Below are 14,973 nucleotides of genomic sequence, written 5' to 3' on the forward strand. Positions count from 1 at the left end.
CGTGGGAGGATGGACCGAATTCGAGAACATCCAACGCGAAGGGCTTACCCGTGGCCGACGAGCTTCATGCCACCTTGCATACCAACCACGGCGACATCACCGTGCAGTTGTTCCCCCATCATGCACCCAAGACGGTGCGGAACTTCGTTGAACTCGCCCAGGGCGAGCGCGAATGGGTCCACCCGCAGACCGGTGAGAAGAGCACCGACAGGCTCTACGACGGCACCATCTTCCACCGCATCATCCCGGGCTTCATGATCCAGGGTGGCGACCCGCAGGGTGACGGCCGCGGTGGGCCGGGCTACGAGTTCGGCGACGAGTTCCACCCCGAGCTCGTGTTCGACCGCCCGTACCTGCTCGGCATGGCGAACGCCGGCCCCGGCACCAACGGATCGCAGTTCTTCATCACCGTCGGCCCGCAGCCGCACCTCAACCGCAAGCACACGATCTTCGGCGAGGTCGCGGACGCGGCCGGCCGCCAGGTCGTCGACACCATCGCCCAGGTGCCCACGGGTGCCCAGGACCGCCCGGTCGACCCGGTGGTCATCGAGTCGGTCGACGTCACCGGCGCCTGAGCCCGACCCGCAGACCGACCCTGAAACCGATGAGGAACGCACCTTCATGACCGGATCCGCCGGCTCTCCCGGTGGGCCGCCCGCGGACGGCGGCCCGGCGGTCCCCACCTGCTACCGGCATGCCGACCGTGAGACCTACGTCCGCTGCTCGCGGTGCGAGCGCTACATCTGCCCGGACTGCATGTCGGCGGCTCCGGTCGGTTTCCACTGCCCGGAATGCGTGAACCAGGGCAGCAAGTCCGTGCGCCAGGGCAAGACGATCCTCGGCGGCGCGGTCCGCGAGCGTGGCGACCTCGTCACCAAGTCGCTGGTCGGCATCACGGTGGTGATGTGGCTGCTCGGCCTGGTCGTCGGGAACGGGTCGCTGTCGGACGAACTGGCTCGCGCTTCGCGCGGGCTGATCAACTGGTCCGAGATCACCGCCCGCCTGGGCCTGGTCATGGGCAGCTCGGGGGACCCGGTCTCCATCGGGCTCGCCGACGGCGAGTGGTACCGGATGCTCACGGTCGCGCTCGTGCACGAGGAGTTCTTCCACATCGGGATGAACATGTTCGCGTTGTGGATCCTCGGCAGTGCGCTGGAGCCGGTGCTGGGCCGATGGCGGTTCATCGCCCTGTACGTGCTGTCCGCCCTGGGCGGCTCGGCGGCCTCACTGCTGACCGCCGGGCTGTACACGGTGTCCATCGGCGCGTCCGGTGCGGTGTTCGGGCTGTTCGGCGCGCTGTTCATCATCATGCGCCGGCTCGGGCGCGACACCGGGGCGGTGGTGGTGATCCTCGGGATCAACGTCGTCTTCGGCTTCATGGTCGAGGGCATCGACTGGCGTGCCCACCTCGGCGGCCTTGTCGTCGGCACCGCCCTGGCCGCCGTGTTCGCGTTCGTCCCGCGCCGGTTCCGCACGGTTGGCGCCGTGACGGCATGCGTGCTCATGTTCGCGATCGTGATGACGGTGGCGGTGTCGCAGGTTCCGTGACGACGGCTCCGGTGTGACGCCGGACGAGACGAGAAGCGGCCATCACAGGGGTGTGGTGGCCGCTTCTCACGTCCTGACCCGGTGACCGCGTCGTGCGCTCCGTCCACACCGGTGGACGGAAGTTATCCACAAGAGTTGTCCCCAGTGGGGAGAACTACACGGGTGTAATCACAGCTGTGTAGTAGTCTGTGGAAAACTTCGTTCCCGCAGGTCAGCCCTGTGGACAAAGCTTCGGTCGGGTCACTTCCACTGGGTGGCGGTCATGAACCCGCCGACGATCAGTCCCATGCCGATCAACAGGTTCCACCCACCGAGGTCGCTGACCAGCGGGAGATCCTGACCCACGAGGTAGTACGCGACGATCCACACGAGTCCCAGAAGCAGTAGAGTGACCATGGTGGGTGCGACCCACCGGCTGGACGCCGTGGGGTCCTTGCCCTCGCCCCGGTCAGGCGGTGTGTAGTCGTCCTTGCGACGGCTGCGAGACTTGGGCACGGCTGTAGTTCCTCTCGGTCTTGCGGCTGGTTGCCAATCGTGCCTGGCTAGCGTAGTCGCTGGTACAGGCTGCCGCCCACACCTGAGCGGCGGCTGATTGTGGACAGGAGGTGCTCGCCATGGAGCAGCCGTCCGGAAACGGCCGCGGCTGGAAGTTCGCCGCCCCGGTCGTCATGGCGTTGTGAGGCGCGCTCCTGATCACCAGCTCCAAGGCCGCGGACGGCGATGACCTGCGCGGCAGCGACATTCTCGAGTTCTCGGACCTGGTCCGCAACGAGGAGCGCCGGGTCGAGGAACTGCAGGCTCGCGTCGACGAGCTGTCCCAGGAGGTCGAGAAACTGACCGCCACCCGCGGCAACAGCCGGACCGACCGGATCGAGCAGCAGATCGAGGATCTCCGGCCGCAGGCCGCGCTCACGCCGGTCGAAGGGCCCGCGCTGTCGGTCACCCTCGACGACGCACCGACACCACCCGATGCCGCGGACGGTTCCCAGCAGTTCAACATCGAGGACTACATCGTCCATCAACAGGACCTCGAAGGCGTCATCAACGCACTGTGGGCTGGCGGCGCCGAGGCGATGACCGTCATGGACCAGCGGTTGTCGTCGAACAGCACGGTTCGCTGCGTCGGGTCGGTCCTGCTGCTGCACGGACGCACGTACTACCCGCCGTACACGATCACCGCCATCGGCGACCACGAGGCGATGCGCGACGCGCTGGAGTCGTCGCCCACGGTGCAGGAGTACCGCGACTGGGCGGACCTGGTGGGCCTGACGTACGAGGTCGCCGACGAGGGGACGGTCACGATGCCGGCGTATTCCAGCACCATCGGAGGGAACTCGACATCGTGACGCCACGCATCCTGGTCGTCGACAACTACGACAGCTTCGTCTTCAACCTGGTGCAGTATCTCGCACAGCTCGGTGCCGAGTGCGACGTGCGCCGTAACGACGACATCGGCCCGGGCGAGGGCTACGACGGCATCCTGCTGTCGCCGGGGCCGGGCACGCCGGAGCACGCCGGCGGCTGTATCGACCTGATCCGGCGGGCGGCGGGCGTCACTCCGGTGCTCGGCGTCTGCCTGGGCCTGCAGGCCATCGGCGTCAGCTACGGTGCCACCGTCGGCCGCGCGCCCGAACTGCTGCACGGCAAGACCAGCCGGGTGCACCACCACGGCAGCGGTGTCCTGGCCGGACTGGACACGTCGTTCACCGCCACCAGGTACCACTCGCTGGCCGTCGAGCCGGACACGGTGCCGCGCGAGCTCGAGGTCACCGCGCGTACCTCGGGCGGCGTCGTGATGGCGCTGCGCCACCGCGACCTGGCTGTCGAGGGTGTGCAGTTCCACCCCGAGTCGGTGCTGACCGAGGGCGGGCACCGGATGCTGGCGAACTGGCTGGCCGTGTGCGGCGACGCCGACGCCGTCGAACGCTCGGCCGGGCTGGAGCCGGTGGTGACCAAGCCGCCGTCGCCGGAGCTACTCCCCTCCTGACCGCAGCGCGGACGGCCGGTCACTCGGTCCCGACGATGCCGCCCTCCTGTTCGGTACCCCACTCCGTGCCGCCCTCGCCACCGGTCTCGTTGCCCTCGTTCCCGGTTTGGTCGCCGGTGGGCTCGTCGGTCGGCTCGTCGGTGTTGTCGTCGGTCGGCTCGTCCGTGGGTTCGTCGGTGTTGTCGTCGGTCGGCTCGTCGGTGGGCTCGGTCGGCTCCTCGTCCTCCTCGGCGACGTAGAGGATGACGGTCTCGCCCTCGTCGAGCTCGGTACCCGGGTCCGGCTCCTGGTCGAAGACCGTGCCGGCGGGCTCCTCCGACGGCTGGGTGACGACGTCGGGTTCCAGGCCCTCCTGCTCGAGCTCGGCTTCGGCGACCTCCTGCGAGTCGCCGATCAGGTCCGGGACCTCGACGGTCTCGGTCCCGCTGGAGTAAATGATGTCGACGGTCGTGCCCGGCGCCACCGGTTCACCGCCCGCGGGCTCCGTCCGCAGCACCTCGTCCTCGGGCCGGTCGCTGTTCTCGGCAGTGCGGTTGCCCGGCGTGAGCCCGGCGTCCTCGATGGCCTGGGTGGCTTCGTCGAGCGGGACACCCACCACCGACGGCACCGGCACCTCGTCCGGCGGGACGCCGACGAAGATGGTCACGGTCGAGCCCTCGGCCAGCCGGGTCGACGGCGTCGGGTCCTGGCGGACGACGTTGCCGACCTGCGACTCGTCGTCCGTCGGCTGCGACTGCGCCCGAACCTCGAGGTTCTCGTCGGCCAGCCGTGCCTCGGCGTCCTCCTGGGACATGCCGACCAGCCGCGGGACGGTGGCCTGGGCGGTGCCGCTGGACTGGAAGACCAGGTAGCCGATGAGGCCCGCGATGGCCAGGATCGCCAGCGCGCCCAGCACGACGGCCCACCAGCTGAACCCGCGGGCCTCCTCTTCCTCCTCCTCGTCCTCGTCCGGCAGCGGCGTGGCGTCGTCGAGGGGCATCGCCTCGGTCTGCGGTCCCGGCGAGTGCGCGATGAGCTGGGTGGCCGCCGATGCGTCGGCCGCGGCCGCAACCGGCAGGCCGTCGGCGGCGCGTTCCAGGTCCGAGCGCATCTCGTAGGCGCTCTGGTACCGCTCGAGCCGGTCCTTGGCCAGCGACTTCATGACGATGGAGTCGAGGTCCGGCGAGATGGTGGGGTCGAGCGCCGACGGGGGGGACGGCATCTCGCGCACGTGTGACACGGCCACCGACACCAGTGACTCGCCGATGAACGGCGGGCGGCCGGTCAGCAGTTCGTACAGCACACACCCGCTGGCGTACAGGTCGCTGCGGGCGTCGGCCTGCTCACCGCGGGCCTGCTCCGGAGAGATGTACTGGGCCGTGCCGACGACGGCGGCGGTCTGGGTCAGCGCCATGCCGGTGTCGGCGAGCGAGCGGGCGATGCCGAAGTCCATGACCTTGACCTCGCCACCGGTCGTGATCATGATGTTTCCGGGCTTGATGTCGCGGTGCACGATGCCGGCCCGGTGGCTGTACTCGAGGGCGTCCAGGACGGCGCTGACCACCTCGATCGAGCGTTCCGGGGTGAAGCGCACCCGGTCCTGGACCATCTCGCGCAGCGTCTGGCCCTCGACGTACTCCATCACGATGTACGGGATGCGATTGCCGTCGACGACGTCTTCGCCGGTGTCGTACACGGCGACGATGGTGCTGTGGTTGAGCGAGGCCGCGGACTGTGCCTCCCGACGGAACCGCGCTTGGAACGTCGAGTCCGCGGCGTGGTCGACCCGCAGCATCTTCAGCGCCACGGTGCGGCCCAGCCGGGTATCGCGCCCGCGCCGGACCTCGGCCATGCCGCCACGGCCGATGACCTCGCCCAGCTCGTAGCGATCTCCGAGGAGTCGCGGCTCGTTCATTCTGCGGCCCTTTCTCGTTTCGACCTCGGGCACGCGAACCGTACCGGTACAGGCATGCCCGCTGCTGATTCCGACCGAACAGTGGTGATGGTCACGATCCGAGTACCGCCTCCATGACGTCCCGGGCGATCGGGGCGGCCAGTGCGCCTCCGCCGATGTCCTCCCGGGCCGTGTCGGGAGCCTCTTCGATGACGACGGCCACGGCGACCCGCGGCTCGTCGGCAGGGGCGAACGAGGTGAACCACGCGTACGGCGGCTCGTCCTCGCGCCCGGTCTCCGCGGTGCCGGTCTTCCCGGCGACGTCGATGCCCTCGATCTGCGCGTTCTCGCCGGTGCCGTCGTCGACGACCTCGACCATCATGTCGGTGAGCTGCTCGGCGGTCTCGGAGGAGACCGCCTCGGTGAGCTCTTCCGGCTCCGTCTGCTCGATCGGGCTGACCAGGTCCGGGCCGCGGACCTCGCGGATCAGGTACGGATCCATCAGCACGCCGTCGTTGGCGATGGCCGCGGACACCATGGCGATCTGCAGCGGCGTGGCGGCGACCTCGAACTGCCCGATCGCCGAGTACGCGGTCTCGGGTTCGCTGGCGTCGTCGGGGAAGACGCTGGTGGCGGCGTTCATGTCCGAGTCGGTCAGCGGCTGGGTGTTGAAACCGAACCGCTCGGCCTGGTCGAGCAGCGCATCGTGACCGAGTTCGTTGCCGATGTGCGCGAACGCGGTGTTGCACGAGATGCGCAGCGCCTCGATGAGCGTGGTCGTCCCGCCGGGACCACAGGCTCCTTCGAAGTAGTTGCCCAGTGGTTTGTCGGAAAGCGGGAGGTCGTACTGCGCCGGCCCGGGAACCTCGGAGTCCGGCTCGTACTCGCCCGACTCGAGCGCGGCCGCCGCCGTCACCAGCTTGAACACCGACCCCGGTGGTAGCCGCTGCGCGAACGCGCGGTTCAGGGCGGGCTGGTCCTCGTCACTGTCCAGGTCGTTCTTTGCGGCGGTCTGCTCGTCGAAGTCGTGGGTGGCGATCGCGTTCGGGTCGTAGGACGGACGGTTCGCCGCGGCGAGGATGGCGCCGGTCTCGATGTCGATGGCGACCACCGCGCCCTTGTACCCCTCGAGGCCCTCGTACGCGGCCTCCTGCGCGGCCGGCTGGACGGTGAGCTTCACCGCGCCGCCCTTCGGCTCCTCGCCGGTGGCCATGTCGATCAGCCGCCGCACGAACAGCCGGTCGTCCTCGCCGGAGAGGATGTCGTTCTGCGCGCGTTCCAGCCCAGTGCGGCCGTAGAACCTGGAGTAGTAGCCGGTCAGCGGCGCGTACATCGGCCCCTGCGGATACTGCCGCTGGAACTCGAACTCGCTGTCGTCGGGCACGGACCGGGCGATCGGCGTGTCGTCGGCCAGCAGGATCGGGCCGCGCTCACGGGAGTACTCGTCCAGCAGGACCCGGCGGTTCTCCGGGCGCGCGTTCAGCTCGTCCGCCCAGAACGCCTGGACGTAGGTGATGTTGATCAGCAGCGCGACGCACAGCAGCAGGCAGCCGGCGGAGATGCGGCGGATCGGCGAGTTCATCGGATTCTCACCACCTGAGTCTGGGCGGTGTCGCTCGATGCGGACGGCGACGACGACGGGACGGGCCGGCGTGCGGCGTCGGACAACCGGATCAGCAGGGCCACCAGCACCCAGTTCATCACCAGGGACGACCCGCCCAGGGACATGAACGGCGTCGTCAGGCCGGTCAGCGGGATCAGCTTGGTGACGCCGCCGAGCACGATGAACACCTGCAGGAAGAACCCGGCGGCGAGCCCGGCGGCCAGCAGTTTGCCGAACGGGTCGCGCAGTAGCAGTGCGGAGCGCAGCCCGCGGGAGGCGAGCAGGGCGTAGAACAGGATGATCGCGACCAGCCCGGTCAGCCCCAGCTCCTCACCCAGCGCGGCGGCGATGAAGTCGCTCTCGGCGATCGGGATCAGGTCCGGGCGTCCCTGGCCGAGGCCGGTGCCGACGACGCCGCCGTAGGCGAGCCCGTACAGCGACTGCGCGATCTGGCCGGTGGGGTCGGCGAACGGGTCGAGCCAGGTGTCGACCCGTTCGGCGACGTGGCCGACGACGGCGTTGGCGCCGAGCCCGCCGGCGAGGATGAGCAGCAGTCCCAGGAAGATCCACGAGATGCGCTCGGTCGCCACGTAGATCATCAGCACGAAGATGCCGAACAACAGCACGGACGGCCCGAGGTCGTTCTGCACGATCAGGATGCCCAGGCCGCCGAGCCAGACCAGCAGGATGGGGCCGAGGTCGCGCGCCCGGGGCAGGTCGACGCCGAGGAAGCGCCGGCCCGCCAGGGCGAGCGCGTCGCGTTTCTGCACCAGGTAGGCGGCGAACGCGATGATCAGGATGATCTTCGCCGCCTCACCCGGCTGGAACGTCATGGAGCCGACGTTGATCCAGATCCGGGCGCCGCGGACCGAGTGCCCGATGACCGGCAGCAACGGCAGCATCAGCAGGACGAGCCCGGTCAGCCCGGCGAGATACGGCAGCCGCGACAGGATCCGGTGGTCCCGGACGAAGATCAGCACGGCGACGAACAGCGCGACGCCCACGCCCATCCAGGTCAACTGAGCGGTTGCATGCGAGGTGTCGTCGGCGAGGTCGAGCCGGTGGATCATCGCCAGACCGAGACCGCACAGCGTGACCACGATCGGCAGGATGACCGGGTCGGCGTAGGGGGCGCGGATCCTGATGACGACGTGCGCGACGCCGGTGGCCAGCGCCAGACCGCCGAGATAGCCCAGCGCGTTCGGCGGCACCCGGCCGAGCGCTCCGAGGTCGACGTTGATGTAGGCGAACGTGGCGATACCGATGGCGAACAGCAGCAGGATCAACTCGGTGCCCCGGCCGCGGCGGGGCACGACGGACTCCGCCGCCGGCGGGTCGACCCGGGAACGTTCGCGCGCGCGGTCCAGGCTCATCGCGTACTCGCACAGAGCAGGCCGGGATAGCCGACGTCCTCGCTGAGCCAGCCGCCGTACCCGGCGTCGCCGGTGCCGTCGGTGGTGTCACCCGGCGCGTCGGCGGTGCCGGGCGCGTCGCTGCCGGGGGTGCTCCCGGCGCCGGGTGTGGCCGGAGCGGTGGACCGGTTTCCCGGCCGCCCGGTGGGCGTCTGGGACGGGCTCGGCGACGACGTCGCGGGTGGCGACGTCGCGGGTGGCGGCGTCGTCGGCTCGAGACGCTCGTGCGCACGGCAGGCGTTGACCCGCAGCGAGTCGACGACGTCCTGGGCGTCCTCGAGGTCTTCGGCGGTGATGGTCTCGGTGACCTGGTTCTGGTAGATGTCGGGCAGCGCGCCGATCGGGAGGCCGCCGGGGATCTCGTACAGCTCGGACAGCCGGATCGGCCCGATCTCCTGGCTCACGCCCTGGTAGATGGCCACCTGGCCGGAGCTTTCCGAGACGTAGTACTGGTCGCGTACCCAGTCGTTCGCCAGCGTGAGGCCACCCCAGCCGAGGAGTACCACGGCCGCCACCACGACCAGCGCACGCAGCCAGCGGAACCGGCGCGGCGGCTGGGGCGCGTACCGCATCGCCTCGATGTCGTCCGGCTCGGCGGGCTTGTCGTCGTTGCCGAGCAGGCCGCGCAGCGCAGCACCGGGACCGCGCCGCTGGTGCCGTTCGTGTGGCGGCTCGTGGTTCGCCGCGGCACCGACGAGGTACGCCTCGGCCGTGTCGTCGGGATCGCGGGGCCGGTCCGTCTCGGAGATGTCGGCGAGCACGAGCGTCACGTTGTCCGGCGCGCCGCCGGCCAGGGCGAGCCGGATCAGCTCGTCGGCGGCGGTGTCGAGCTGGGGGTTCCCGGTGAGCGTTTCGCGCAGTGTCTGGTCGGACACCACTCCGGTCAGCCCGTCGCTGCAGACCAGCAGCCGGTCGCCGGGGCGCACGTCGAGCAGCTCGAGGTCGGGGTCGACCTCGGCCTGGCCCTGCAGCGCCTTGAGGATCAGCGACCTGGCCGGATGGACACCAGCCTCCTCGAGGGTGATGCGGCCCTCGTCGACGAGCGACTGGACGAACGTGTGGTCGTGCGTCAGCTGGCTGATCTCGTCGTCGCGTATCAGGTAGGCGCGCGAGTCGCCGATGTGCCCGAGCCCCAGGGAGTCGCCGGTCCACAGCAGCGCCGTCACCGTCGTTCCCATGCCTTCGCGGCTGGAGTCGTCGACGATGAGCTGGCGGATGCGCGCGTTGGCCGCGTCGATGGCGCCGGTCAGCGCCGCGAGCGGGTCGTCGCCACCCGGGTCGCGCTCGGCGAGGACGAGCTCGTCGATGGCGGCCTGGCTGGCGACCTCGCCGGCGGCGTGTCCGCCCATGCCGTCGGCGACGGCGAGCAGGTAGGGGCCGGCGTAGCCGGAGTCCTCGTTGCCTTCGCGCACGAGTCCGACGTCAGAGCGCGCGACGTAGCGCAGCGTCAGGGCCATCGAGTCCTACTTCCGCAGCTCGACGACGGTCTTGCCGAGCCGGAACCTGCTCTTGGCGTTGACCGGCGTGCTGCGGGTGAGTCGCTGGTTGCCGACATAGGTACCGTTCGTGGAGCCGAGGTCCTCGACGAACCACTGCCCCTCGTGGAAACGCAGCCGCGCGTGCTGCGTGGAGACGTACTCGTCGGAGAGCGGGACCGTGCAGTCCGCGCCCCGGCCGAACGTCACGGGAGCACCGTCCAGCGGGACGGTCTTGCCGGAGTCGGAGCCCTCGATGATGGCGGCCTTGGTGGGCACTCCCTTGGCCGTGCGTGGCTGCCGCGTCTGTTTGGCCGCCTCGCGGGCCTCTCGCGGCGGCTTGGGTTCCTTCGGTGGACGCACGCCGAACAGGTCGGCACGCATGGCCGACGTCACGGAGAGGATCAACAGCCACAGGACCGCGAGGAACCCGAGCTTGATGACCGTGAGGGTCAGTTCGGACACGCCGCGGTCACCTCCCGGCGCCGTGCCGGCGCACGTCCACGACGGTGGATCCGAGTTCGATCCGCGACCCGTCCGAGACCTGCGCCTGCGGCACACGTGCGCCGTCGATGATCGATCCGTTGGTCGACTCGAGATCGACGGCGACCAGCTGGACCTGCGCCCCCTGCTGGTAGACGCGGATCTCGAGGTGCCGGCGTGAGACGCCGGGATCGTCGATGCGGATGTCGCACTCGCTGCCGCGCCCGAGGACGATGCCGGGGGCGACGACCGGGTGCTGGGTGCCGTTGATGATCAGGTACGCCGCCGCCTGCTGCTCGGCCGTGGCGCTGGGGTCGTACGACCCGCCGCGGTCGACACCCGCGCGGACCGAGCTGCGGATGCGGAAGTCACCGGTACCGACGTCCTCGTGCCGCTCGAAGGTGACGCCCACCGGCCCGGTGAACGCGTAGTGCTGCAGGTCGGCGTGCTCGCGTGCGAGCTCGACGAGCTGTGTGGTCAGCGTCCCCGTGTAGGCGGCCATGCGGTCGTAGTCGGCCGTGCCGAGCTCGACGACGAAGTCGTTCGGCACCAGCGACCGGTCGCGGCTCACGATCTGCGCGTTGTTGTCGATCTCACGCTGGATGGCCGCCGCGATCTCGACCGGTTGGACCTCGTACTGGAACGTACGGGTGAACGCGCCTTGAACGAGACTTTCGAGCCGGCGCTCGAAGCGTTGCAGGACGCCCACGGCCACCTCCCCTCACCATGACGTGCCGTGCACACGTGCAGCTGTGCCCTGATCGTAGCGGCGAGCAGCCCGGCCTCGCGGCTCCGCCTGCGATCGGAGCCGTTCCGGTATGCGAACCCGCCCTGGCCGTGACCGTCGTCGGTCCGGCAGGCCGGATCGGCCGCTCCCCACGGTATGTTGTCGACAGCACAGCCTACGTGCATCATGGGTCCGTGCCGAAGACGTGCTAGTCTTGGCACAGCACCGGCCCGCTGGGTCGGCGTTTGCGCGCGGGTGGCGGAATAGGCAGACGCGCACGGTTCAGGTCCGTGTGTCCGAAAGGACGTGGGGGTTCAACTCCCCCCTCGCGCACCACGTTGGTTCAGCCCCTCAACTCGACGGATACTCCACCGAGGTGAGGGGCTGATTCGCGTTCGTGGACCGTTTCACGGGCCAAGGGCCGATTCCTCGCAAGCCTCGTGGCTCCGTGTCACGTCGTGGTCTCATGTCACGTCTGGTGCCCGAATCGGGCGTGAGATCGTTACTGGAGGCCATGAAGCGACATGAGACCAGGAAGCACCGTCGACGGCACCGGCCAGGGCGATCGGGACTGTGGTCGGACCGGTCGGCGTGTTCGGTGACTTGTCCATCTCGTAGTAGAGGCGCACCGACGAGCCGATGGTGCCCGTGAACCAGTACAGCGCGACGTTGGCCAGCACGAACTCGTCGTCGAGAGCTCGGCCGCCGGTGGATCCCGCGCTGGCGCCCGAAACCCACTGGCCGGGCGCGCGCCGAACCGGATACACAAGTGCCATGACCGGAGCGCTCGAACCACGCCTTGCCACCGACGACGACTTCGAACTACGCGGCCGGCTGGTGGCCGGCGCGTTCCTTGGCGACACCGAGCAGACGGACACTGAGCAATTCCGCCTGATCGACGAGCCCGAGCGGACCCACCTGATCACCGACGAGGGCGTCGCGGTGGCGGCCGGCGGCGCGTTGACGCGTGAGCTGAGCGTGCCCGGCGCGCAGATCCCCGCCGCACACGTCACGGCGGTCGCGGTCGCCGCCACCCACCGCAGGCGCGGGCTGCTCACGTCGATCATGACCGCCCAGCTCCGGTCGGTACGTGACCACGGGACCGAGCCGCTGGCCGTGCTGTGGGCCAGCGAGGGCGCGATCTACGGACGGTACGGCTACGGGCTGGCGTCCTGGCACAGCGGCTACGACGTCGCGGTCCGGGAGACGTCGGTGCCCGGTGAGCTCGCGCCGGGTACCCGGCTGCGCGAAGCGGTTCCGCGGGAGTGCACGGAGCGGCTGGCCGAGGTGTTCGACCGGGTCCGTGCACGGCGACCCGGCCTGTCCAGCCGGCCCGGTCGCTGGTGGGAGTACCTGACCGCCGACCCGTCGAGCTCGCGGCGCGGCCTGTCCGTCGAGCGCGCCGTGTTGTACGAGGTGGACGGCCGGCCCGAGGGGTACGTGCGCTACCGGACGCGCAGCGGGCGCAACGACACCGGTCCCGACGGCGAGGTCGTCGTGACCGAACTGGTGGCCGAGACGCCGGCGGCGCACGAGGCGCTGTGGCGGTTCCTGCTCTCCATCGATCTGGTCCGCACGGTGCGGTACCCGTTCGCCGCCGTCGACGACCCGCTGCCGTACCTGGTGACCAACCCGCACGGGCTGGGCGTGACCGCCGGGCCGGGGCTGTGGGTGCGCCCGGTCGACGTCCCGGCCGCGTTGGCGGCCCGGCGCTACCTCGTCCCGGTGGACGCGGTGCTCGAGGTGACCGACGCGCGGCTGCCGGAGAACGCCGGGCGCTGGCGCCTCGTCGGCGACCCGGCCTCCGCGACCTGCACGCCGACGGACTCCGAGCCGGACGTCACGCTCGACGTCCGCGAGCTCGGTTCGCTCTACCTCGGCGGTGTCCGGCTGTCGTCGCTGATCGAGGCTGGTCTGGTGCGGGAGCGGACCCATGGGGCGTCGGACCGACTGTGCACCGCGTTCGGCTGGCGGCACGCGCCCGCGGCCATGGAGGTGTTCTGAGGCTCACGCGCGGGCGACGTACACCGTGTTGGTGGCCTCGCCGCCCTGGTAGTGGTTGGGGAAGCTGACGATCTCGGCGCTCACGTCCTCGAACACCTGCCGGAGGTCGGCGGTGAACTCCGCGTCGGGCGGGTCGTTCGACCACAGGCCGAACACGCCGCCCGGCCGGAGCAGCCGGGCGAGCCGCTGTAGGCCCTCCGGCTCGTAGAACGGCGCGTGGCCGGCATGCAGCAGGTGCCGCGGCGAATGGTCGATGTCGACGAGGACGGCGTCGAACTGCTGGCCCGGACGGTCGGGATCGATCCCGGAGGGGTCCGCGACCCGTGCGAAGAAGTCGCCGTGGAGCAGCCGGACGCGCGGATCGGCCGACAACGTGCTGCCGGCCGGGATCAGCCCGCGCTCGTGCCAGCGGATGACCTCCTCGAGCGCCTCCACCACCAGCAGTGATCCGACGTTCGGGTACTCGAGCGCCGTGAGCGCGGAATGGCCCAGACCGAGCCCGCCGACGACGACGTCGAGCCCGGTCCCGGGCACCGTGTCGAGGCTGCGCCGGGTCAGCTCCACCTCGCCGGCGGTGAACAGGCTCGACATGAGGAAGTCGTCGTCGAGCTTGATCTCGTACACGTCCCGCTCGACCACCGGGTCCCACCGCCGGCGCAGGCTGATCGCGCCGAGCGGTGTCGGGACCCAGTCGAGCTCCTGAAAGCGCGCAGACACGTCTCCCCCGTTCGTGGTGTCGGCCCAGCCTAGGCGCCGGCGAGGTGGTCGATCTCGGCGACGGCTTTCGCGCGCAGCTCCTCCGGGGCGAACGACGCGGTGAAGCTGCGACGGGCGAGCGCGGAGACGCCGGCCTCGTCGAGCCCGGCGAGCTCGGCGACGATGTCGTACTCGCGGTTCAGGTCTGTGCCGAACATGCCGGGGTCGTCGGTGCTCAGGCAGACCTCGACGCCCGCGGCCAGCATGGTCGGCACCGGATGCGCGGCGAGCTCCGGCACCGACACCGTCCGCAGGTTCGACGAGACGCAGACCTCCACCGGCACGTCGGTGTCCGCGAGGTGGGCGAGCAGCTCCGGGTCGGTGACGGCGCTGGTGCCGTGCCCGATCCGGTTGGCGTTGAGGTCCCACAGCGCGGACCAGATCGACTCCGGTCCAGTGGTCTCACCGGCATGGATCACGGCGTTCAGCCCGAGCCCGCGGGCCGCGGCCACGTGCCGACGGAACATCGCCCGCGGCGCTGCCTGCTCGAGCCCGGCGAGCCCGATCGCCAGCGTGCCGTCGGGTGCGTGCTCGCGCAGGAAGGCGACGGTCGTGTCGGCGGCGGCGAGCCCACGCTCACCGGGGATGTCGAAGATCCAGCCCAGCTCGACGCCCAGGTCGCGGGAGGCCGCGAGCCGGGCCTGTTCGAGGCTCGCGCGCAGGTCCGGTGCGCTGATGCCGGCAGCGAGATGGGTGGCCGCGGTGACGGTCACCTCGGCCCATCGCACGTTGCACTCGGCGGCGTCCGTCGCCAGGCCCAGGACCAGCGTGACGAGGTCGTCGGGGGTGGTGATCAGCGAGTCGACCGCGTGGCACACGTCGATGAAGTGCCGGAAGTCGCGGAAGGCGTAGAAGGCGGCGAGCTCGTCGCCGTCGGTCGGCACACCCGCGTCCGGGTGGCGGCGGGCGAGGTCGAGGACGGTGTGCGGCGACGCCGAACCGACCAGGTGGATGTGCAGTTCGGCCTTGGGGAGGCCGGTGATCAGGGTGGCGAGAGTCATCGTGGGTGCTCCGAGGACAGCGGCGCGCGTCCGGGGCGTGGCGGGCCGGTGTGTGGACATCGGCTCCGCGGCCGTGTGGTCACGGCTGTGCGGCGGACCTGCGC

General features: G+C 70.3%; 16 protein-coding genes and 1 tRNA gene. 6 read left to right on the forward strand and 11 right to left on the reverse strand.

What is annotated here, in order from left to right:
• Window positions 1-50: 50 nt before the first annotated feature.
• Window positions 51-575: a peptidylprolyl isomerase gene (locus CLV30_RS06655; RefSeq protein ID WP_106536435.1), complete on the forward strand. Its 525-nt coding sequence runs from the start codon at window positions 51-53 to the stop codon at window positions 573-575.
• A gap of 46 nt (window positions 576-621) precedes the next feature.
• Complete coding sequence (locus CLV30_RS06660) at window positions 622-1,548, forward strand: rhomboid family intramembrane serine protease (protein WP_106536436.1); 927 nt, start codon at window positions 622-624, stop codon at window positions 1,546-1,548.
• A gap of 240 nt (window positions 1,549-1,788) precedes the next feature.
• Here the strand turns inward: CLV30_RS06660 and CLV30_RS06665 are convergent, their stop codons facing one another.
• Window positions 1,789-2,043, reverse strand: coding sequence for a cell division protein CrgA (locus CLV30_RS06665; protein ID WP_106536437.1), 255 nt, complete (start codon window positions 2,041-2,043; stop codon window positions 1,789-1,791).
• Between the two features lie 47 nt (window positions 2,044-2,090).
• Window positions 2,091-2,567 (reverse strand): hypothetical protein, encoded by a 477-nt coding sequence (locus tag CLV30_RS27235; RefSeq protein WP_244908026.1) that lies wholly within the window; start codon window positions 2,565-2,567, stop codon window positions 2,091-2,093.
• Between CLV30_RS27235 and CLV30_RS27240 the strand changes: the two genes are divergently transcribed.
• Together CLV30_RS27240 and CLV30_RS06675 are read left to right on the forward strand one after the other, a co-directional pair.
• Window positions 2,481-2,894, forward strand: coding sequence for a DUF881 domain-containing protein (locus CLV30_RS27240; RefSeq protein WP_244908027.1), 414 nt, complete (start codon window positions 2,481-2,483; stop codon window positions 2,892-2,894). The genes CLV30_RS27235 and CLV30_RS27240 overlap by 87 nt on opposite strands.
• Window positions 2,891-3,535, forward strand: a complete 645-nt coding sequence (locus tag CLV30_RS06675; protein ID WP_106536439.1) for an aminodeoxychorismate/anthranilate synthase component II — start codon at window positions 2,891-2,893, stop codon at window positions 3,533-3,535. The genes CLV30_RS27240 and CLV30_RS06675 overlap by 4 nt, the downstream gene beginning before the upstream one ends.
• A gap of 19 nt (window positions 3,536-3,554) precedes the next feature.
• Here CLV30_RS06675 and pknB read toward each other — a convergent pair whose 3' ends face one another.
• The 6 genes from pknB to CLV30_RS06705 form a co-directional block, all read right to left on the reverse strand.
• Window positions 3,555-5,429: a Stk1 family PASTA domain-containing Ser/Thr kinase gene (pknB, locus tag CLV30_RS06680; protein ID WP_106536440.1), complete on the reverse strand. Its 1,875-nt coding sequence runs from the start codon at window positions 5,427-5,429 to the stop codon at window positions 3,555-3,557.
• 91 nt (window positions 5,430-5,520) lie between these two features.
• Window positions 5,521-6,990: a peptidoglycan D,D-transpeptidase FtsI family protein gene (locus CLV30_RS06685; protein WP_106536441.1), complete on the reverse strand. Its 1,470-nt coding sequence runs from the start codon at window positions 6,988-6,990 to the stop codon at window positions 5,521-5,523.
• Complete coding sequence (locus tag CLV30_RS06690) at window positions 6,987-8,384, reverse strand: FtsW/RodA/SpoVE family cell cycle protein (RefSeq protein ID WP_106536442.1); 1,398 nt, start codon at window positions 8,382-8,384, stop codon at window positions 6,987-6,989. Before CLV30_RS06690 ends, CLV30_RS06685 begins: the two co-directional genes overlap by 4 nt.
• Window positions 8,381-9,880, reverse strand: coding sequence for a PP2C family protein-serine/threonine phosphatase (locus CLV30_RS06695; protein WP_106536443.1), 1,500 nt, complete (start codon window positions 9,878-9,880; stop codon window positions 8,381-8,383). The genes CLV30_RS06690 and CLV30_RS06695 overlap by 4 nt, the downstream gene beginning before the upstream one ends.
• A gap of 6 nt (window positions 9,881-9,886) precedes the next feature.
• Window positions 9,887-10,363, reverse strand: coding sequence for an FHA domain-containing protein FhaB/FipA (locus tag CLV30_RS06700; RefSeq protein ID WP_106536444.1), 477 nt, complete (start codon window positions 10,361-10,363; stop codon window positions 9,887-9,889).
• A gap of 7 nt (window positions 10,364-10,370) precedes the next feature.
• Window positions 10,371-11,090: an FHA domain-containing protein gene (locus CLV30_RS06705; RefSeq protein WP_106536713.1), complete on the reverse strand. Its 720-nt coding sequence runs from the start codon at window positions 11,088-11,090 to the stop codon at window positions 10,371-10,373.
• Window positions 11,091-11,357: 267 nt separating this feature from the next.
• Here CLV30_RS06705 and CLV30_RS06710 point away from each other — a divergent pair.
• Window positions 11,358-11,444: transfer RNA gene (locus CLV30_RS06710), tRNA-Leu, on the forward strand.
• Between the two features lie 128 nt (window positions 11,445-11,572).
• Here CLV30_RS06710 and CLV30_RS26305 read toward each other — a convergent pair.
• Window positions 11,573-11,788: a hypothetical protein gene (locus CLV30_RS26305; protein ID WP_165358454.1), complete on the reverse strand. Its 216-nt coding sequence runs from the start codon at window positions 11,786-11,788 to the stop codon at window positions 11,573-11,575.
• A gap of 94 nt (window positions 11,789-11,882) precedes the next feature.
• On the opposite strand from CLV30_RS26305, the gene CLV30_RS06715 reads away from it, so the two are divergent.
• Window positions 11,883-13,112 (forward strand): GNAT family N-acetyltransferase, encoded by a 1,230-nt coding sequence (locus CLV30_RS06715; protein ID WP_165358477.1) that lies wholly within the window; start codon window positions 11,883-11,885, stop codon window positions 13,110-13,112.
• Between the two features lie 3 nt (window positions 13,113-13,115).
• Here CLV30_RS06715 and CLV30_RS06720 read toward each other — a convergent pair whose 3' ends face one another.
• Both CLV30_RS06720 and add read right to left on the reverse strand, forming a co-directional pair.
• Complete coding sequence (locus CLV30_RS06720; protein WP_106536446.1) at window positions 13,116-13,829, reverse strand: polyamine aminopropyltransferase; 714 nt, start codon at window positions 13,827-13,829, stop codon at window positions 13,116-13,118.
• A 29-nt stretch (window positions 13,830-13,858) separates the two neighbouring features.
• On the reverse strand, window positions 13,859-14,869 hold the full coding sequence (add, locus tag CLV30_RS06725) for an adenosine deaminase (protein WP_106536447.1): 1,011 nt from the start codon (window positions 14,867-14,869) through the stop codon (window positions 13,859-13,861).
• Window positions 14,870-14,973: the final 104 nt, after the last annotated feature.

Source organism: Haloactinopolyspora alba, assembly GCF_003014555.1.
Lineage (GTDB): Bacteria > Actinomycetota > Actinomycetes > Jiangellales > Jiangellaceae > Haloactinopolyspora > Haloactinopolyspora alba.

What these genes read in the sequence shown, in the direction of transcription:
- CLV30_RS06660 (WP_106536436.1), top strand. Translation starts at nt 622, where the DNA reads ATGACCGGATCCGCCGGCTCTCCCGGTGGGCCGCCCGCGGACGGCGGC.
- CLV30_RS27235 (WP_244908026.1), bottom strand. Translation starts at nt 2,567, where the DNA reads ATGGACGATGTAGTCCTCGATGTTGAACTGCTGGGAACCGTCCGCGGC.
- pknB (WP_106536440.1), bottom strand. Translation starts at nt 5,429, where the DNA reads ATGAACGAGCCGCGACTCCTCGGAGATCGCTACGAGCTGGGCGAGGTC.
- CLV30_RS06685 (WP_106536441.1), bottom strand. Translation starts at nt 6,990, where the DNA reads ATGAACTCGCCGATCCGCCGCATCTCCGCCGGCTGCCTGCTGCTGTGC.
- CLV30_RS06690 (WP_106536442.1), bottom strand. Translation starts at nt 8,384, where the DNA reads ATGAGCCTGGACCGCGCGCGCGAACGTTCCCGGGTCGACCCGCCGGCG.
- CLV30_RS06695 (WP_106536443.1), bottom strand. Translation starts at nt 9,880, where the DNA reads ATGGCCCTGACGCTGCGCTACGTCGCGCGCTCTGACGTCGGACTCGTG.
- CLV30_RS06715 (WP_165358477.1), top strand. Translation starts at nt 11,883, where the DNA reads ATGACCGGAGCGCTCGAACCACGCCTTGCCACCGACGACGACTTCGAA.
- add (WP_106536447.1), bottom strand. Translation starts at nt 14,869, where the DNA reads ATGACTCTCGCCACCCTGATCACCGGCCTCCCCAAGGCCGAACTGCAC.